General features: G+C 46.4%; 21 protein-coding genes. All 21 read left to right on the forward strand.

Annotated elements, in window-relative coordinates; translation table 11 throughout:
• Nucleotides 1-26 precede the first annotated feature (26 nt).
• The 21 genes from LFX17_RS09240 (at nt 27) to LFX17_RS09340 (ending at nt 19312) form a co-directional block, all read left to right on the forward strand.
• Nucleotides 27-1649 (forward strand): CTP synthase, encoded by a 1623-nt coding sequence (locus tag LFX17_RS09240; RefSeq protein WP_238729993.1) that lies wholly within the window; start codon nt 27-29, stop codon nt 1647-1649.
• A complete protein-coding gene (gene kdsA / locus LFX17_RS09245; RefSeq protein WP_238729994.1) occupies nt 1646-2509 on the forward strand; it encodes a 3-deoxy-8-phosphooctulonate synthase in 864 nt (287 codons plus the stop codon). The genes LFX17_RS09240 and kdsA overlap by 4 nt, the downstream gene beginning before the upstream one ends.
• 12 nt (nt 2510-2521) lie before the next feature.
• Entirely contained in the window at nt 2522-3106 is a 585-nt protein-coding gene (gene lptC, locus LFX17_RS09250; RefSeq protein ID WP_238729995.1) for an LPS export ABC transporter periplasmic protein LptC, read from the forward strand.
• Nucleotides 3103-4473, forward strand: a complete 1371-nt coding sequence (locus LFX17_RS09255) for an LptA/OstA family protein (RefSeq protein WP_238729996.1) — start codon at nt 3103-3105, stop codon at nt 4471-4473. Before lptC ends, LFX17_RS09255 begins: the two co-directional genes overlap by 4 nt.
• Nucleotides 4474-4482: 9 nt before the next feature.
• Nucleotides 4483-5208: an LPS export ABC transporter ATP-binding protein gene (gene lptB, locus LFX17_RS09260; RefSeq protein ID WP_167450780.1), complete on the forward strand. Its 726-nt coding sequence runs from the start codon at nt 4483-4485 to the stop codon at nt 5206-5208.
• Nucleotides 5205-6626 (forward strand): RNA polymerase factor sigma-54, encoded by a 1422-nt coding sequence (rpoN, locus tag LFX17_RS09265; protein ID WP_238729997.1) that lies wholly within the window; start codon nt 5205-5207, stop codon nt 6624-6626. Before lptB ends, rpoN begins: the two co-directional genes overlap by 4 nt.
• A gap of 2 nt (nt 6627-6628) precedes the next feature.
• Complete coding sequence (gene hprK / locus LFX17_RS09270; protein ID WP_238729998.1) at nt 6629-7594, forward strand: HPr(Ser) kinase/phosphatase; 966 nt, start codon at nt 6629-6631, stop codon at nt 7592-7594.
• Nucleotides 7566-7829: an HPr family phosphocarrier protein gene (locus tag LFX17_RS09275; RefSeq protein ID WP_118965807.1), complete on the forward strand. Its 264-nt coding sequence runs from the start codon at nt 7566-7568 to the stop codon at nt 7827-7829. The genes hprK and LFX17_RS09275 overlap by 29 nt, the downstream gene beginning before the upstream one ends.
• Before the next feature lie 16 nt (nt 7830-7845).
• A complete protein-coding gene (locus LFX17_RS09280) occupies nt 7846-9636 on the forward strand; it encodes an LIC_11548 family sensor histidine kinase (RefSeq protein WP_238746252.1) in 1791 nt (596 codons plus the stop codon).
• A gap of 8 nt (nt 9637-9644) precedes the next feature.
• Nucleotides 9645-10991, forward strand: a complete 1347-nt coding sequence (locus LFX17_RS09285; protein ID WP_238746254.1) for a sigma-54-dependent transcriptional regulator — start codon at nt 9645-9647, stop codon at nt 10989-10991.
• Complete coding sequence (locus LFX17_RS09290) at nt 10984-11835, forward strand: hypothetical protein (RefSeq protein ID WP_238730001.1); 852 nt, start codon at nt 10984-10986, stop codon at nt 11833-11835. The genes LFX17_RS09285 and LFX17_RS09290 overlap by 8 nt, the downstream gene beginning before the upstream one ends.
• On the forward strand, nt 11832-13775 hold the full coding sequence (priA, locus tag LFX17_RS09295; protein ID WP_238746263.1) for a replication restart helicase PriA: 1944 nt from the start codon (nt 11832-11834) through the stop codon (nt 13773-13775). The genes LFX17_RS09290 and priA overlap by 4 nt, the downstream gene beginning before the upstream one ends.
• A 24-nt stretch (nt 13776-13799) precedes the next feature.
• Nucleotides 13800-14747: a methionyl-tRNA formyltransferase gene (fmt, locus tag LFX17_RS09300; protein ID WP_238746264.1), complete on the forward strand. Its 948-nt coding sequence runs from the start codon at nt 13800-13802 to the stop codon at nt 14745-14747.
• Nucleotides 14744-15739, forward strand: coding sequence for a PASTA domain-containing protein (locus LFX17_RS09305; protein ID WP_238730004.1), 996 nt, complete (start codon nt 14744-14746; stop codon nt 15737-15739). Before fmt ends, LFX17_RS09305 begins: the two co-directional genes overlap by 4 nt.
• A complete protein-coding gene (gene rpe / locus LFX17_RS09310) occupies nt 15736-16380 on the forward strand; it encodes a ribulose-phosphate 3-epimerase (protein WP_238730005.1) in 645 nt (214 codons plus the stop codon). Before LFX17_RS09305 ends, rpe begins: the two co-directional genes overlap by 4 nt.
• Nucleotides 16381-16513: 133 nt before the next feature.
• Nucleotides 16514-16780: a 30S ribosomal protein S16 gene (gene rpsP / locus LFX17_RS09315; protein WP_238730006.1), complete on the forward strand. Its 267-nt coding sequence runs from the start codon at nt 16514-16516 to the stop codon at nt 16778-16780.
• Nucleotides 16780-17010, forward strand: a complete 231-nt coding sequence (locus tag LFX17_RS09320) for a KH domain-containing protein (RefSeq protein ID WP_100765313.1) — start codon at nt 16780-16782, stop codon at nt 17008-17010. The genes rpsP and LFX17_RS09320 overlap by 1 nt, the downstream gene beginning before the upstream one ends.
• Nucleotides 17003-17533 carry a ribosome maturation factor RimM gene (gene rimM / locus LFX17_RS09325; protein WP_238746266.1) on the forward strand — a complete coding sequence of 177 codons (531 nt, stop codon included), beginning with the start codon at nt 17003-17005 and terminating at the stop codon, nt 17531-17533. The genes LFX17_RS09320 and rimM overlap by 8 nt, the downstream gene beginning before the upstream one ends.
• Nucleotides 17523-18191, forward strand: a complete 669-nt coding sequence (gene trmD / locus LFX17_RS09330; RefSeq protein ID WP_118956548.1) for a tRNA (guanosine(37)-N1)-methyltransferase TrmD — start codon at nt 17523-17525, stop codon at nt 18189-18191. The genes rimM and trmD overlap by 11 nt, the downstream gene beginning before the upstream one ends.
• Nucleotides 18188-18616, forward strand: a complete 429-nt coding sequence (gene rplS, locus LFX17_RS09335; protein WP_238730008.1) for a 50S ribosomal protein L19 — start codon at nt 18188-18190, stop codon at nt 18614-18616. The genes trmD and rplS overlap by 4 nt, the downstream gene beginning before the upstream one ends.
• Before the next feature lie 6 nt (nt 18617-18622).
• Nucleotides 18623-19312: a ribonuclease HII gene (locus tag LFX17_RS09340; RefSeq protein ID WP_238730009.1), complete on the forward strand. Its 690-nt coding sequence runs from the start codon at nt 18623-18625 to the stop codon at nt 19310-19312.
• Nucleotides 19313-19369: the final 57 nt, after the last annotated feature.

Raw genomic sequence — 19369 nt, forward strand, 5'->3', positions numbered from 1 at the left:
TCTGTTCTGAAAGGCGGGAATGCAAGTTGTCGAGAACTAAGTTTATCTTCGTAACGGGAGGGGTGAGTTCCTCACTGGGAAAAGGAGTCACGGTCGCGGCTCTGGGTTGTTTGTTGGAAAGCAGAGGTTATACGGTTTCCCTTCAAAAAATGGACCCTTATATCAATATCGATCCGGGAACGATGAGTCCGTATCAGCATGGAGAAGTTTACGTAACCGCCGACGGAGCCGAAACCGATTTGGATCTCGGTTACTACGAACGTTTTACACATTCCAAATTGACACGGAAGAACTCCGTATCCACCGGTCAGATTTATAATACCGTCATTCAAAGAGAAAGAAAGGGAGACTATCTCGGTCGTACGGTGCAGGTCGTTCCTCATATCACGAACGAAATCCGTAATCGGATGTACATCGTAGCTCGGGAAGAAAATCCCGACTTTATCATCGTCGAAATCGGAGGAACCGTCGGAGACATCGAATCCATTCCGTTTTTGGAAGCGATCCGTCAGATGCGTTACGAACACGGAAGTTCCAACGTCTTATTCGTTCACCTAACCTTGGTTCCCACGATCACCGCCGCCGGGGAAGCCAAAACCAAACCGACGCAACATTCCGTCAAAGAACTTCTTGGACTCGGAATTCAACCGGACATTCTCGTCTGCCGCGTTTCCCAACCGATGACCAAGGAAATGAAGAATAAACTTTCCCTCTTTTGCAACGTGAAGGAGGAAAACGTAATCTCCGCAAGCGACATCTCCACGTCCATCTACGAAATTCCCAAAATGTATAAGGAAGAAAAACTCGACGAGGTCGTTCTCAAAACGATGGGAATGGAACTTAGAACTTCCAACTTCAACGAATGGGATTCGATGGTCAAAGGACTTCTTACCACGAAACAAACCGTTCAAGTCGCCGTTGTCGGAAAATATATTTCCTTACAAGACGCATATCGTTCCATTTATGAAAGTCTATCGCACGGAGGAATCGCACACGATACGAAAGTAGAATTCGTAAAGATCGATCCCGAAAATCTGGATAAGGACAACGTGGAAGCTTCTCTGAAAAACGTTCAAGGGATTCTGGTTCCCGGAGGATTCGGAGATCGAGGAATCGAGGGAAAAATTCTCGCGATCCAGTATGCAAGAACCAAAGGAATCCCTTTTTTCGGAATCTGTCTCGGAATGCAATGCGCGGTGGTGGAATATGGAAGAAACGTTCTGGGACTCAAGGACGCAAACTCTACCGAAATCAGACCGGACACCGAACATCCCGTGATCTCCCTTTTAGAAGAACAAAACGACATCGAACAGATGGGCGGAACGATGAGACTCGGTTCGTATCCCTGCAAGATCAAAAAAGATACGCTTACATACAACGAATACAAATCGGAACTGATCCACGAACGACACAGACATAGATTCGAGTTCACCAACCGCTATAAACAACAATATGAGGAAAACGGAATGGTTATCGCGGGAACTTCTCCCGACGACAACCTCGTCGAAATCGTGGAAATTCGCCAACATGACTGGTTTATCGGAGTTCAATTCCATCCGGAATTTCAATCCAAACCGACTGCGCCGCATCCTTTATTCGCTGGATTTATCCGTGCCGCCGTGAAATACTCAAAGAAAGGAACATCATGAGAGACAATACCTGCACCAAGAGAGATTTTCTAAACGGAAGTAAGATCGGGGGAGACGAACCTTTCTTTTTGATCTCCGGTCCCTGCGTTATGGAGAATCGAGATCTGCTGGATCGTGTCTGCGCCGAGATGATCGAAATCTGCGCCGAACTCAAAATTCCTTATATCTTCAAAAGCAGTTTCGATAAAGCGAATCGTTCCTCGGTGAATTCTTACAGAGGTCCGGGACTTGCGGAAGGTATTAAAAATTTAGAATATATCAAAAACAAGTACAACGTTCCGGTTCTTACCGACATTCACGAAACGCATCAGATCGCACCCTTAAAGGACGTAATCGACGTTTATCAAATCCCCGCATTTCTTTGCAGACAAACCGATCTTATCGCCGAATCCGCAAAAACGGGAAAATGGGTGAACGTGAAGAAGGGTCAGTTCTTAGCTCCCGCAGACACTCGTCACATCGCGGTTAAGATGAAAGAATCCGGAAGCGACAAATGTCTCGTGACCGAACGGGGAACTAGTTTCGGTTACGGAAATCTCATCTTTGACGGAAGAGCGGTCCCGATCATTCACGGATTCGACATTCCGGTCGTGTTCGACGCGACCCATTCGGCTCAGCTTCCGGGAGCGGCGGGCAACAGCACGGGCGGACAAAGAGAATTCATACCGAGCGTCCTTCGTTCCGCCGTTTCTCTTGGAATCGAAGGAATCTTTATGGAAGTCCATCCCGATCCTGAAAAAGCACTTTCGGATGCGACGACTCAATATCCGCTTTCCGAAATCAAATCTCTACTCAAAGAAATGATCGGACTGGATCGTTATATCAAAAAAGAGATCCTCGTTTCCAGACCTCGATCGTAACCGGTTCTTTCCATGAAACGCAACACAGGCAATCTGCTTCGGATTTTTTTCCTACTGATCGCCTGTGGATTGTCTTCGTTTCTTTTCGCGAATTGCAAAAAAGTAAATTACGAAAGAGTGGAGAAGGAACGGGAAAGCGGAGCTAACGTTTCCATACGCAACTTCAAACGGGAAGCATACGACGCCCAAGGACAACTCCAGTGGGAACTGCGCGCGGAAGAATCCTACGTTTACGTGAACGATAATAAAACGATCTTTTACAACATCGATTTCGATCAGTACGAAGGCGGAAAATTCAAATCCAAACTTCTCGCCGAAAAAGGGGAGATCAATCACAAGACAAGATTGATGATTCTGGAAGGAAAAATTTTCTTACGAACCGAAGACAACAAAACCCTCATTGCCAAAACGATGGAATACAATATGGATACGAAAAAACTCGTCTCCGATTCGGAAGTGACCGTAAGCGCGGACGGAACCACGATCCGAGGAATCGGCCTTCGCGCAGACAAGGATTTGAATAAGTTCACGATTCTAAAACCGAGCGCGATCACACAGGGAGGCACCAATCCGCTCAAAGCGGCCGGTTCTCCATGATTCGAAAATTTATATTCTCCATTTTAATCGTCTTTGCGTTTTTACCGTATTACGGAAACGTAAAACCTCCGATTCCTATCGGAAGCGAAACCGCGGACAGAAAGCTCGTCAACGTTCTTCCGGAAAATCCGGAAAAGAAAAACACAACTCCGAACTTCGCGACTCTTTGGGGAGGATCTTCTTTGACGCAGGAAGACAAAACGATTTCCGGTTTGAAAGTCACCGCATTTATCCTCGAAGGGGGCGCGTGGATTCAACACAAAAAAGTAAAACTCTCCGCAAACCAAATCGAAGTCTTGGGTAAGGACGCGTTTAAGGGATTTTTACGCGGAGGAGTTGTCGTTCAAGACGGAGACAACGGAGTCACGCTGCGCGCAGGAACGGGAGAATACGATAAGTTCGAAGAAAAGGTATTTATCAAAGATCGTCCGCGGCTTTTCCATACGGATAAAAGCGGAGTCAAAACCGTAATTTCCGCGACGTTTATCGAAAGAAATCTCGCCAAGAAAACGACTCTACTTAAGGAAAACGTAATCATCGCACATCCGCAAATCACCATTCTTTGTAAGGAAGCGGTTTTTGACGAGGATGGCGATAAGATCACTACCGATCCCGATCCGATTCTCATCGCAAAGGACCGCTATCTCACCGGAAAGGAACTTACATTCTACACGAATAGCAACAAAGTGGAGTTAACCGGAGAAAGTATTCTTTTTCAAAATTATACCGAAACGGAAACGGTGGAAAACAAGGACAAAAAGGATTCTCCGAACGCCGAAGAAAAGATCAAACGCGAAGTCACTCGAGTCGCGATTCTCAAAGGCGATCAGATCGTAAGCGATAAGGACGAAACCGGAGAAACCAGGGTCGGCCTGTACGGAAACGCCACCTTGTATCGACGCAATCTAAAAATGAATGCCGAAAAGTTAGTCAGCTACGGCAAAAATTCCTCTAAGATCGAAGCCAGAAATCAGATCACGGTTCACGATCGGGAAAACCGATTGATCCTTTCCGGGAATGTCCTTGACTACTTTAAAAACGACCAGTACATTCATTTGACCGATTCGGGGAAGATCGACTTCTTAGATAAAAAAACGGACGCAATAACAAGCACGATCACCGCCGTAGAATTCGAACGGTTTATGGATAAGAATGAAACCGTAATCCGAGGAAACGTTCTTATAGAAGGAAAGGATTCTTCCGCAACGGGAGAATACGCCACGTATTTTGAAAAAGAGGAAAAAGTGTATCTTGAGGGAAATCCGATGTTGCGAAAAAACGGCAGAGACATACATGCAGGAAGAATCATATTCTTTCCGAGAGAAGGTCGCGCGCTTTTGACGGACGGAATCGTTCCCGGAAAGTAAGCTAAGAATATGAGCAAAACCTTCCGAATGGATAATCTGGTCAAGGTCTACAACAAAAGAAAGGTTGTGGACGGGGCCAGCTTTAATATCAAAAAAGGGGAAGTCGTAGGACTCTTAGGCCCGAACGGAGCCGGAAAGACGACTTCTTTTTATATGTCCGTGGGATTCGTAAGACCGGATTCGGGCAAAGTTTACATCGACGGACAAGACGTAACCGATTCTCCGATGCATATCCGAGCGAGACTCGGAGTGGGTTATCTCGCGCAAGAAGCGTCCATCTTCCGTAAATTAACCGTCGCCGAAAATCTGGAAGCGATTCTGGAAACGATGAATCTTTCCAGAGAAGAGATCATCCAGCGAAGGGATGCGCTTCTGATCGAATTGCAGATCATGCGTGTCGCCAATCAAAAGGGTTATACTCTTTCGGGAGGAGAAAGAAGACGCTGCGAGATCGCAAGGGCGCTCGTAACCAATCCCGACTTTATCCTGTTAGACGAACCGTTTGCGGGCGTCGACCCGATCGCGGTCAAAGACATTCAAACCGTGATTCAATCCCTAAAGGATCGAGGGCTCGGAATTTTGATCACGGACCACAACGTGCGTGAAACGTTGAAGATCACGGACCGCGCCTATATCATGTACAGCGGAAGAATTTTGATTTCCGGTTCCACACACGATCTCGTCAACGATCCCGAAACGAGAAGAATCTATCTGGGCGAGGATTTTACGCTGTGAATCTCAGTCACTCACTGGTTCAAAAACAAACCCAGAAACTGGTGATGACGCAGGACTTACGACAGTCCATCGAACTCTTGCCCTTATCGACTTTGGAGCTTTCGGATCGGATCAGTTCGGAGCTTGTGGAAAATCCCATGCTCGAGGAAGAATACGCTTCCGAAAGAAACAGAACCCCCGATCTCTACAGCCGGGACGATCTTCGTAGAAAAGAAAAGAACGACTTTATCAAAAATTCGGACGTGTCTTGGCAGGATAATTTTTCCTTGGACAAGGCGGGCAGCGCAGGTTCGGACGCATCGGATCGAAATCAGAAATACATCGAGTCTTCTCCCGAAAAAAGTTCTTTGTCGGAGCATTTGCTTTGGCAGCTCCGGCTTTCCAATTTAAAGCCCGATGAAATTTCCATCGGAGAAATTCTGATCTCGATGCTCGACGATCACGGTTTTATCACGATTCCGATTCCCGATCTTTGTGCGGAAATGAAGTTGAACGAAAAAAAGGTCCGCAAGGTTCTCGATCAAATACAGAGACTCGATCCGATCGGAATCGGAGCCCGGGATGTTCAAGAAACTCTCTTGATCCAGGCAAAAATCCTTAAACCCGAGGATGAAAAACTTCATACACTGATCCGCGACCATATCAAGGATTTGGAGAAGCTCGATTACAAATCGATTTCCAAAAAGATGGAACTGTCCCTCGAAGCAGTGGAGGCTCTCGCGGCCGAAATCAAAAAGCTCGAACCGTATCCCGCCACGCTTTACACTCCGAATAAACCGGACTACGTGATCCCCGACGTGATCGTGCGCGAAGTGGAGGGGGAATTCGACATCTACATCAACGATGAATGGATTCCCCGGCTCAAAATCAATAAAGAATATAAGAATATTCTAAAAAACGCAAAGGAAGCCGACAAGGAATACATCAACACAAAACTCAGTTCCGCGGAATGGCTGATCCGATCGGTCAATCAAAGAAGACAAACCTTATTCAAGGTGACTTCCGCCATCATCGAAATGCAGACTCCTTTTTTTCAAAAGGGAATCCAATTCATTAAACCTCTGACCCTTAAAGACATCGCCGAAAAACTGGAGATGCACGAGTCCACGGTTTCAAGAATCACGTCCAACAAATACATACAGACTTCCCGGGGAATTCTCGAGTTAAAATGGTTTTTCTCTTCGGGAGTTCGTTCTGCGGAAGGAGGAATCGAATCCTCCAAAAAAATCCACGACCTCATCCGCAATCTCGTTCGGGAAGAACAATCCGACAATCCTTTGTCCGATCAGGAAATCGTGGAGGCGATTCAGAAACAGGGAATCGAAATCGCGCGCAGAACCGTCGCGAAATACAGAAAGATCTTGAAGATTCTCCCGTCTAGTCAGAGAAAAAAAGTGAAATCATTGGAGTCCAGATAACCATGTCGATGCCCGGAATCAACGTTTCGAATATTCTCAACGAACACGAAGAGTTGGGTCTGCGTATGCTCGCGGGTGAAAAAGGGCTCACAAACCGGATCAACATGTCCGAGATCAATCGTCCCGGACTTTCTCTCACGGGATTTTACGAAAGTTTCGCACACGACCGGATTCAGATTTTCGGTAAAGGAGAATGGGCTTACATCACTTCCAGAACTCCCGAAGATCTAAAAAAGATCGCAGCGGATTTTTTCAGCTTCCATCTCAACTGCATCATCTTCACGCACGGAAACATGCCTCCTCCGATTTTTGTGGAGAACTGCGAACAACTAGGTATTCCCTTGATGATCTCGGACGTTTCCACGCATAAATTCATCACTTTGATTTCGGGAATTCTAGATCGAAGCCTCGCACCGAGAACGATGCGGCACGGAGTTTTGATCGAAGTATTCGGGATCGGAATTCTTCTTTCGGGAAAGAGCGGGGTGGGAAAAAGCGAAACCGCTCTCGAACTCATCGAAAGGGGGCATCGTCTCGTCGCGGACGACATGGTGGAAATCCGGAGACTTTCTGAAAGTTATCTGATCGGAACTTGTTCGGATTTATTAAGGCACCACATGGAAATCCGTGGATTAGGAATTTTGAATATTAAGGATATATTCGGAATCGGATCGGTGCGCGACCACAAACTCATAGAACTCATCATTCATCTGGAAGAATGGACCGAAGACAAGGATTTCGACCGAACGGGACTCGAAAACCCCACCGAAGAACTGTTAGGCGTTCAAATTCCTCTGATCAAGGTTCCGGTTCGTCCCGGAAGAAATATTCCGATCATCGTGGAAACGGCCGCGATGAATCAGCGTTTGCGCAAACTCGGCAAAAACGCGGCGCAGGAATTCAATCAAAAATTGAGTCAGTATTTACAGCAGGGCAAAGTTGAAAGAAATTCTCCTCAAAATCAATGAAAACGGAACGGGAATGCACGCAAGACCTGCGTCCGTATTCGTCAACTGCGCGTCCAAATTTCCCTGTGAAATCACGGTCGTAAAGGACGACGTGGAAGTAAACGGGAAGAGCATCATGGGACTCATGATGCTTGCGCTCGCACCCGGTAACGAATTCAAGATTCAAGTCAAGGGCGAAAAGGAAGACGAAGCCTTGGAGGCTCTGAGCAATATCGTAAACAACGATTTCGTTTAACAAAAACCGAGACCTCATGAACGACGAAACCAGATACTATCTAAGGGATCTTCTGATCTTAGGTTTGATCATCCTGCTTTCCGTTGTCCTCGCGGAATTGATCCAATTTTCCGGCAAGGATTCGTTTCCGGAAGATATCGGATTTCTGGATCGAATCGTCGTTTATATCTTTTATTTCATTCCTCTTTTTTCTCTTTCCCTTCTGATCTCCTATTTTTACAGAAACAAAAGAAATCTGGAAACGGGCAGACTCAAAAGTTCGATCCGATATCGTCTAACGTTGTCGTTTATCTTCGTCGCGCTTCTTCCTTCGGTTCCGATTCTCTTTCTTTCCTCGAACATCACCGGAAAACTCTACGAACGATTTTACGGGATCGACGTGGAAGAGGCGCTTTCATCCGGGGAAATGCTGATTCTAAACGAAGAAAAGCCGAAAAAGAAACTTCTCGTGGAAAAGACGCGCCTGTTGGAAAGTTTTTTACGAATGCAACCTTTGAGTCTCGAGGCGTTGATCGGAGCCGCTTCAAAATTGAATCTGATCCAGAGCGACGAATTCTATGTGGGAATTTACGAAAATGAAAAATCCGTTTTGGAAAACCGCGGATTAAAATATAGGCCGATCGATAAGAATTTCAAGATATTCTCTAAAGCTTCGGAATGGACCGAATTCTTAAGTTATCGTCCCGATTATTGTATGTATTTTATCCGAGTTCCGTTTCCGATCGGCAATTACGTTCTTCAAACCGGGATCCGAATCCACAAAGGAGAAGAGAAAATCGTATATTCTTTGATTTCTACGAGGAGGAATTACGATCGCGCGGACTTGGCAAAGGAAAAACTTCCGTATCGAATTCGCTTAACGTTCAGCATCATCACCGTTTCGATTTTTCTATTGGCGATTTACTTCTCTCTTTTGTTTGCGAGAAAGATCTCCAGACCGATCATCGAACTCGCGAACGCTACGCAAAAAATTTCTATGGGTGAAACCGATATCAACCTTGAAATCCGCGAAGCGGGAGAAATCGGAGCGCTTATCGATTCTTTCAATCAGATGGTTCAGGATCTGAAATCGAAAGACGCGGAACTCATGCGCAGTCAAAGAATCGCCGCCTGGAAGGAAGTGGCGCAGAGAATGGCGCACGAAATCAAAAATCCGTTAACACCGATCCAACTCTCTGCGGAGCGAATCCGCAGAAAAATGAAAACGGAAAATATAGAACAGTTTCATGAAATCGTAGCGACGGGAACGGACACGATCATCAAACAGGTGCGCGTTCTAGAACACCTCGTGAACGAATTCTCCGATTTTGCGCGCATGCCCGCGCCGAAACTCATCAATCAAAACTTGGAACCCATTCTTCTGGAAGCCGTAAAGTTATTCGAACACACGCCGAAACTCAAAATCACTACGAACATCGCGAAAGGATTTCCGCAGTTATTTCTGGATCAGAAAATCATACTTCGCGTTTTTACGAACCTCGTAAAAAATTCCGTGGAAGCGATCGAAAGAAAACGCGAAAAAGAGGGAACTCCCGATTACGAAGGTTCGATTTTAATCTCGGCGATATTGACGAGAAAGATTATGCGAAGAGTAGCGATCATTTCGATCGAAGACAACGGAATCGGAATCTCTCCCGAACTGCAGCAGAAAGTGTTCGAACCGTATTATTCGACGAAAAACAGCAACACCTCCGGAATCGGTCTCGCGATCGTGCAGAAAAGTGTGATTGACCACAACGGGCACATCTCTGTAGATTCTTCCCGTATGGGCGGTTGCCGTTTTCAAATCGAACTTCCCGTATCCTAAACCGTTCCATGAAAATTTTTATCGCAGACGACGAACCTGAAATCCGAAAATCTCTGAAAGAAATTTTAGAGGACGAGGATTTCGAAGTGGAAACGTTTTCCACGGGCAAAACTCTCCTCAAACAACTCAAAAGCGAACGACCTTCTTTGATTTTGCTCGACGTTTGGCTCGGCAGAGAAGACGGAATCGTCGTTCTGGACGAATGCAAAAAACTATATCCTACGCTTCCCGTTTTGATGATTTCAGGACACGGAACGATCGAGATCGCGGTCGCAGCGACTAAAAAAGGTGCGGTCGACTTTTTGGAAAAACCTCTTTCCATCGAAAAGGTTTTGCAGGCGATAGAGAACGTCATCAAACCGGAGGAGAAATTCTCCGCAGCCGATATTAAATTAGAATATGATGAAATACTAGGAAACTCTCCCGCGATTCAAAAAGTGAAATTCGCGATCGCGCAAGCCGCGGCGACGAACGCGCGCGTATTCATCTACGGCGAAAACGGAACCGGAAAGGAGCTCGTAGCGAAAACAATATTCAAAAATTCTAAAAGAGCCGATCAACCTTTCGTCGAAATGAACTGCGCGGCGATTCCGGAGGAACTCATCGAATCGGAGTTATTCGGATTCACCAAAGGGGCGTTTACCGGAGCCACCGATTCCAGAATCGGAAAATTCGAGGCGGCAAACGGAGGAACCTTATTTTTAGATGAGATTTGCGACATGTCCTTGTCGACGCAGGCTAAGGTGCTTCGCATCCTCCAAGAGCAACGATTCGAAAAACTCGGAAGCACCGAAACGATCACGGTGGACGTTCGCATCATCGCCGCGACCAACATCCCCGTGGAAGAAGCGATCCGAGACGGAAAATTTCGCGAAGACCTTTACTATCGTTTGAACGTGATTCCGATCACGATTCCCCCTTTGCGGGAAAGAACCTCGGACATTCCTTTATTAGTAGATTATTATATAGCAAAAACCCTGGAAGAGAACAACCTTCCGCCGAAAAAGATCGAATCCGAAGCCGTTTCCATTCTACAAAACCACTTTTGGCCGGGAAACATCCGAGAACTAAAGAACATCATGGAACGTCTTTGTATCATGACCGTGGGCGCGACGATAACCGCGAACGACGCGAGAGACGCCTTGAAAGGATTCAAAACCGCAAACGAAATGGTGGAACTCGGAGACTTCCGAAAGGCGAAAGAGGAATTCGAAAGACAGTATATTATAAAAACATTACAGACAAACGAAGGCAACGTAACCCGGACCTCCCGCGTCCTGGGAATCGAACGTTCCCATCTTTACAGAAAGATGAAGTCGCTTAACATTTCCTCGGATCAATATACGGATGGATAAGGAAATACTCACAGGTCTGGGAAGAATCCTGGGCGATCTCCGTTTTTTGATCCAAAAAAGACAGGTTCCGATCCTGCAATTGGGCGGAGAAAAACCGCCCGAAACCACGGAACTCGTATGGAAAGAAGACTGGAGCCCTTCCGGACAAACGTCTCAGTCGCACGACCTGGAATTGGAAGCGGAAGGCATCCAAGTCCGCAGACCCGCCAAGGCCGCGGAACGAAACTTCGTCTGCAAACTCTGTGCGGATCGAATCAGCGCGGTTCGAAACTTTCTCATCAAGGGAAGAAAACCCGTATTAGTACTTCATTATACCGGGGAGATCGCACCCGGCCGTCCTTCGTTTTCCAAAACTTCTCCCGATCAGATTTTTAGAACGAAGGAGGCGGAGGATCTTTTCGGAAGAATGATCCAAAAACAATTCGGCTTCAATCATCGGGAATTTTATTACCAGGAATATCCCGCTTGCATCTTCGCTCATTCCAAATCGAACGCGCAGGATTGGAAGCGCAGAACCGAAACGTGTGAGGCTCAGGTTAAGGAAACGATCGATTCCGAAAAGATCAAAGGAATCATTCTTTTGGGAACGAGTGCGATCGCGGTTTACGGAAAAGAAAAGGCGCTTGAGATGATGGGAAGAACGTTAGACTTTCTTCCCGGCATTCCCATGATCGTATTACGATCTCCCGAAGCGATCGTAGCGATCGAAACCAAACGCAAACATTTCAAAGGTGATAAAGAATCCTTCGAATTCGAGACGATCAAAAAAGAGGAGATCTCGATCAAGGAAAGTATTCTTACCCAACTCGCCCTGTTTCAAAACAAACTCAAGGACGTCCTTTGATTCACTACGCCGAAGTTGCTTTCGATCTTCCGGTGGAAGAAGACACGTTCACATACGAGGTTCCGCCGAACACGCAGATCGGCGTCCGCGTTTTAGCGAAACTCAGAAATCGGGAAGAAGAGGGGATCGTAGTCTCCGTTCATCAGAACGAACCGAAATACAAGGTTCTTCCGGTGGATAAGATCATCGATAAAACGCCGATCGTTCTTCAGGAACAGATCGATCTCGCGTATTGGATGAAGGATCAATACATCGCCTCTCTCGGAGAATGTATCTATAAGATGATTCCTGCGGGAAGAAGGCAGGTCAAACTCGAGGCATTTCCGTCGGACGCGGAAGGAAAACCGGTAACGTTAAACGAAGAGCAGAATGTCGCTTATCAAAATATTCTTTCCACCTTCGGACAAACCGCGGTTCATCTTTTGTTCGGGATCACCGGCTCGGGCAAAACGGAAGTTTATATCCATCTCATTCGAAAGGCGCTGGAAACTCCGAACCGCTCCGTGATTCTTCTCGTACCCGAAATCAGTTTGACCTTTCATATCATCCGCAAACTGGAACTTATCTTTCCGGGTCAACTCGCCGTTCTTCATTCGGCGCTGAAGGTTTCCGAAAAATTCAAGGCATACAACGAACTCTTGAGCGGTAAAAAAAGGATCGCGGTCGGAACGAGAAGCGCGATCTTCGCTCCGGTTTCCAACCTGGGTCTTGTCATCATAGACGAGGACCATGATTCTTCCTTTAAGGAACATTCGAGCCCGAGATACCACGCGCGTCAGGTCGCGATGCAGCGTTGCAAAACGAACAACGCCGTTCTCGTCATGGGAACCGCCACGCCTTCTTTGGAAATCTATCACCTCGCCAAAGAAGGAAAGATTCATCTTCACACTTTGACCAAACGACCCGAAGGGGTTCTGCCCCCGACCGTCCGCATCGTGGAGAATCAAAAGGAATCGAACGTTCTTAGCTCCGAACTTTCCTTTGCGATCAAACAGCGATTGGATAAAAAAGAACAGGTCATTCTTCTTTTGAATCGAAGAGGATACAGCCCTTTGATTTTTTCACCGGCGACTTCCTCGTATGTTCCTTGTCCGAACTGCACGACCAATCTTTGTTATCACAAAAAAGGAACGGCGATCTGTCATCTCTGCGGTCATACCGAAACCTTGGATTCTTTGGAAAAAAGAATGGGGGAAAGTCTGACCCTCAAGGGAACCGGAACGCAGAAGCTGGAGGAGAATCTTCTCGAAGCGTTTCCGAATACGAGAGTGGAACGACTCGATCAGGATTCGATCCAGGACCGAAGTTTGTTAAACGAAGTCATATCCCGTCTTCTGGGGGGAGAAATCGACATTCTCACCGGAACGCAGATGATCGCAAAGGGACTCGACGCTTCCCAGGTTACGTTAGTCGGCGTTTTGAACGCGGGAATCGGACTCGGACTTCCGGACTTTCGAGCCAACGAACGAGTCTTTTCCCTTTTGACCCAGGTCGCAGGAAGGGCAGGCCGTTCGAAGCTAAAGGGAGAAGTGTTGATTGAAACCAACGCTCCCGATCATCCCGTGATTCAGATGGCGACGAGTCAAAACTACATTCAATTTTATGAATCCGAAATCCCCGTTCGGAAGGATCTTTTTTATCCCCCGTTTTCAAGACTTGTTCGAATCGTTTCCCGTTCCAAGGACGAACAGGTTTCGCTCGATACCATCGAACTCGTATTCGGCGTTTTGAAAAAATACTTTCCTTCCAAGGATACGGTTTTGCTCGGACCCGCTCCTTGTCCGTTTTACAGAATCGATTCCAACTTCCGCAATCATATCATTCTCAAAACGTCTTCTCTTACGGCTTGGAGAGAAATTTTTAAAAAAGAGATTCGTCCTTTGAAACTTTCCAAAAAAGTGTATTTGGAAATCGACTTCGATCCTCTGGATTTGGTGTAAAAAAGTTTTAGGACACGCGTTACTATGAAAATCGGTTATTTTGGAACCCCGGAACATTCCGCAAAACTTTTACAAGCGCTCCTCGATTCTAAACTTGCGGAAGTTTTGTTCGTCGTTACGAACCCGGATCGAGCCAAGGGTCGGAGCAGAACTCCCGAACCCGGCCCCGTCAAAAAAATCGCGCTCGAACACAATCTTCCCGTGTTTCAATACGAATCGATCAAGAAGGAAAAAGAAAAAGCTCTCTCCGATTTCGGTTCTTTTCCGGCCGATCTTTATGTGATCTTCGCATACGGTTCCATTCTTCCCGGAGAAGTATTCGATCATCCTCCGCTTCGCTCGATCAACTTACACGGCTCCTTGCTTCCGGATCTGCGCGGCGCTTCTCCCGTGCAAACGGCTCTTTGGAAAGGATATACGAAATCGGGAATCACGATCCAATACATAGGTGAGAAGATGGACGAGGGAGATATCCTTCTGAGTAAAGAAGTGGAAATTACTCCCGAAGACGATACGGGAACTTTGATGGACAAAATTACGAATGCGGGAATCGAATCGATTCTTCGGCTCTTGCAGAGGTTCGACGGGAAACCGTTTTCGGCGACTCCACAAGATCACTCCCGAGCGACGTATTGCGGAAAGATCAAACCGGAGGATCGGATTTTAGATTGGACCCTCGGCGCGGACGAACTTCACAACCGAATCCGCGCCTTGTATCCGGATGCTGTGGGAACTACCACATTCCGGGACAAACGACTTAACATCCTGAAAACAAGACATTCTTCCGTTCCTCCCGAATCGAATCCAGGGCCCGGTAAATTGAAACGGTTGGACAAAAAAGGCCTTCTTACGCAGTGTGGTGATGGTAGATTTCTGGAAATTCTGGAATTGCAACCGGAAAATAAAAACAGGATGTCTGCATCCGATTTTCTCAACGGTTTCAGAATCCAAGAAGGGGAAATATTCGGGTGAATCAGGAACAAATCAAAGAAAAGTATCTTCCGATCGGAGGTTACATCTTATTCTTAGCGGCCGGTCTTCTTTTATTTTTCAGTGCGGCCTTCTTAGTCGTATTCGTAAGAACCAAAAGTACGGCAAAGGTGATCGTTCCCGATCTCGTCGGAAAATCCTATCCCGAAGTTCACAACGAACTCAATCGTCTTCAATTGAAAGTGCGTCTGGAAAACAAACGTTACCCGGACAAAACAGACGGAATCATTTTGTATCAATCCATTCGTCCCGGAAGAGAAATCGAAGCGGGAAGTAAAATCGTTCTGACAGTAAATACGGGACTCGACCGCTTGATCGTTCCGGATGTAAGAGGGCAGTCCATCGATTCCGCAAAAGCCAACCTCCAAAAAGTTCTCTCCGGAGAAACTTACGTGGAACTGCAGATCGGCGGAATCACTTACATCGAACCGCAAGCGGACCAACTGCCGAACACCGTCATCGATCAAATTCCGGAGCCCGGCAAAAACACATCCGCAAGAGAAAAAGTATTCTTACTCGTGACCAAGGCTCCGAGCAAAACCAAGGAAGAATTCTCACCGACTTCTTTTCAAGGAGCTTCTTTTCCCTTAGTTCAAAAAAGCCTAACTCGTTCCGGAATCAAAAGTAGAGTGGAGGAAATCGTGAACACGAGAGTTCGCTCCGAAAACGGACTTGTTTCCTCCGCGAGATTAGAAGGAGACGAGGTTCGTTTTAAAGTATATTACTTCGAACCGGAACTCGCCGTGGAAAGCGGTTACGAACTTTTTTCCTATGAAGTCGGAGACGATGGAAATTACAAAGCGGTTCTGAAAAACGAAAATCGGGAAGAAGCGGACGTATTGACGCTTCCCGTCGCTCTGAAAGACGGAGAAAAATTCCAAACCGTATTCTACCGCAAAGGCACCGCCAAACTTACGCTGTTAGACGCATCCGATTCCAAAGTAAAATCCAAATCCTACGAGAACGAACTTTGAAAATTTCCGCATCCATCTTAGCCACAAAACTTACCGAACTCGGAAAAACCGTTCCTGATTACGATCCGACCGCCATCGATCTGATGCATATGGACGTCATGGACGGAAACTTCGTTCCGCAGATCAGCTTTGGAGAAGCCCTCAGCAAAGAAGTCAAAGCGCTCACATCGATTCCCTTGGACGTGCATCTCATGGTTTCCAAACCGGAGAATCACGTCTCCAAATACTACGAACTGAATCCGTATTGTATCACCTTTCATATCGAAACGACGGACTTTCCCGTTCGTCTCGCGCAGGAAATCAAAAGCCACGGAACCAAGGTGGGAGTTTCCTTAAACCCGGGAACACCGGTTTCCCACTTAGAAAACGTTCTGCCTTATATCGATTTAATTCTTCTGATGACCGTAGAACCCGGATTTTACGGACAAAAGTTCATCGCAAACGGAATGGAAAAAATCCGCAAAGCGAAAGAACTCATCGGCTCCAGACCGATCGAACTCGAAGTGGACGGCGGAGTCAATGACACGAACATTCAAGAGTTAAAGAAGAACGGAGTGGATATCGTTGTAGTCGGCGCCGGACTTTATAAAACGGGCAATCCCGTAGACAACGCGAGAAATCTCAAATCTATCGCGAAATAAACAACTTTGTCGTTTCCTGACGGATCATTCCTTGACAGGGGGACATATTGTCCAATATTGGTAAAAATCATGCATTCTTTTTTCGGACGTTTTCGATCCGAAACGGTAGAATGGGTTAAAAGGAAAACATCCCTTGGTAAAGCTTAGATTACAAAGAACTGGAACCAAACACGATCCTCATTATAGAATTGTTGCCGCTGACAGCAGAGCGCCTAGAGACGGAAAATTCGTGGATATCGTGGGTCATTACCATCCAGCGCAAATCAAAGAACAGACTACCTTCAACAAAGAGAAAATTCTTACCTGGCTGAAAAACGGGGCTCAACCGACCGGAACCGTTCTGAACCTGTTTAAAAATGCAGGAATCTGGGCAGAATACAAAACCGCTCTGAAGAAGTAATGGAAGAATTACTGAAGTACATTGTTGCTTCTCTCGTTGAATTTCCCGATGAAATCGTGATTCGGGAAATCGAAGGGGAAGAGCAAAACATCATCGAACTCAGAGTTTCCCCCAAAGACGTGGGAAAGGTCATCGGTAAGAACGGTCGTATCGCAAAATCCCTGCGCGCGATTCTTACTGCGGCTTCCGTAAAAGCAGGAAAAAACTTCTCCTTAGAAATCATTGACTGAAGAGTGGATTTCACTCGGTCAATTGGGCAAACCCTTTGGAATCAAAGGGTGGTTGCGTTTCAATGTCCGTGAAACCGTTCTCACAGAAATCAAACTTCCGGTCGTTTTAAAGCTCAGTAAGCCGGATCCGAATTTTCCCGTAAAAGAAATCACTCTTTTAGAAATCAAACCGCACACTGGAAAGCTCGTCGTTCGTTTTGAGGGAGTTTCGACCCCCGAAGAAGCGGAAAAATGGATCGGAGGTCTTTTGCACTTACCGCAAAACCTTCTTCCAAAAATCAAAACCAAAGACGAATTCTATATCCGGGATTTGATCGGTCTCCAAGCCGTGGACGAAACCGGAAACCTTCTCCATTGGAAACTCACCGAGGTTCAGGACAATCCGGCGCATCCGATTTTGATCTTTGCAAAACAGGATGGGGAAGAAGTTCTCATACCGTTCATCGGAGTTTTTGTCGGGAAAGTCGACGTCCAAGCAAAAACCGTCGTATTGATTCGACCGGAGGTTTGGAATGAAGTTTAACTTCATCACTCTTTTTCCCGAAAAGATACAATCCTATTTTTCGGAAGGTCTTCAACAAAAGGCGATCGAGTCGGGAGTATTCTCCGTGAATCTCGTACAGCTGCGAAACTTCTCCGGAAACAAACACAATCGCGTGGACGATACGATTTACGGAGGTGGACCGGGAATGCTTTTGCGAGTCGAACCGATCCACAAGGCGCTTTTATCTTTGGGGGAAGACAAGGGAACCGTGATCTTAACTTCTCCTTCGGGAGTTCCGTTTCACCAAGGCATTGCGACCAAGTTGAAAGAAGCTGGCAAACCCTTGACTTTCATTTCCGGTTATTACGAAGGCGTGGATCACCGTGTTGCAGAACATCTAGTTGACATGGAAATGTCCCTTGGAAATTATGTATTATCTGCCGGGGATTTGGCCAGCATTTGTATCGCGGATGCGGTGTCCAGACTTCTGCCGGGTTTTTTAGGGGCTGACGAAAGCCTTCTGGACGAGTCTCACAACCGTCCTGATGTTTTGGAATATCCCCAATACACAAAACCCTCGGAATACAATGGATGGAAAGTTCCTGACGTCCTGCTCAGCGGCAACCACGCACATATAGAAGCGTGGAGGGAACAAAATAGAAAGAAGATCGACCCCGATCAAGAGAGGAAATTATGAATCAACTTTTAAGAGAAGTATTAACTCCGGACGCTGAAAGAAAACAAAACTTCGCAGTAGGCGATACCGTTAAAGTACATTATAAAATCGTTGAGTCCGGAAAAGAAAGAATCCAGGTTTACGAAGGGGTAGTAATCTCCATCGCAAACGAAGCAAACGGAAAGTCTTTCACCGTTCGCAGAGTTTCCTACGATATCGGAGTGGAAAGAATTTTCCCTCTGTTTTCCCCAAGAATCGCAAAGATCGAACTGATCCGCAAAGGTAAAGTAAGAAGAGCGAAACTCTACTACCTCAGAAACCTCGCTGGTAAAGCGGCTCGTATCAAAGAACTCAAGGGCGGTAAAACTCTCGTGAGTGAAGATAGAAAAAGACAACAGCAGGAAGATTCCGCTGCGGCTGCAAAAGCGGCGGCTCCCGCAGAATAAACCGGTTTGCCGGAATTTCTATCCCGTTTTGAACCGGAAGAACTCCGGTTTTACTCAGAGTCGATTCCTTGTGGAATCGACGAAGCCGGAAGAGGTCCTTATGCGGGACCTCTTTCTGTTGCGCTGGTCTCCTTTTCCCAAGAAACTCTCACCTCGATTCTCGAAGGAAAGATTCTACAAGGATTGACCGATTCCAAAAAACTCTCCGAGAAAAAGCGCGAATCGCTGTATCCCGAAATTCTAAAAACGGCTCAAATCTCTTATAGAACGTTCCTAAGTCCGAACTACATCGATCGACAGGGAATCAACCGAGCCGTTCTCGAAGGAATTCGAAGGTGCGCAAAACTCGTGATTCGTTCCACCCAATCGACGCTTCCGCTGCAACTCTTGATCGACGGAAACTACAACTTCAATCGATATCCCGAATGGAGTTATCTAAAAAACCGAACCTCTTTTTACACAAAAGGCGATCTAAGAATCGTAAGCATTGCCGCCGCATCCATTCTTGCGAAAGTCGGCCGTGACCGTTATATGGTCTCGGTCGCCAGAAAATTCCCTCACTATCAATTCGAACAACACAAAGGGTACGGAACAAAACTGCACGAGGAACTGATTCTTCGGCACGGACTTTCCGATATTCATAGAAGAAGTTTTACCGGAAAATTTCTAGAACCGGTTTCCAAGTTGAATCAATAAACCGGCCGTCGATCCGAAAGGATCGTTGTTTTCTTTCCGGTCACGGATTATGCGAGA

The organism is Leptospira sanjuanensis (assembly GCF_022267375.1).
Taxonomy (GTDB): domain Bacteria; phylum Spirochaetota; class Leptospiria; order Leptospirales; family Leptospiraceae; genus Leptospira; species Leptospira sanjuanensis.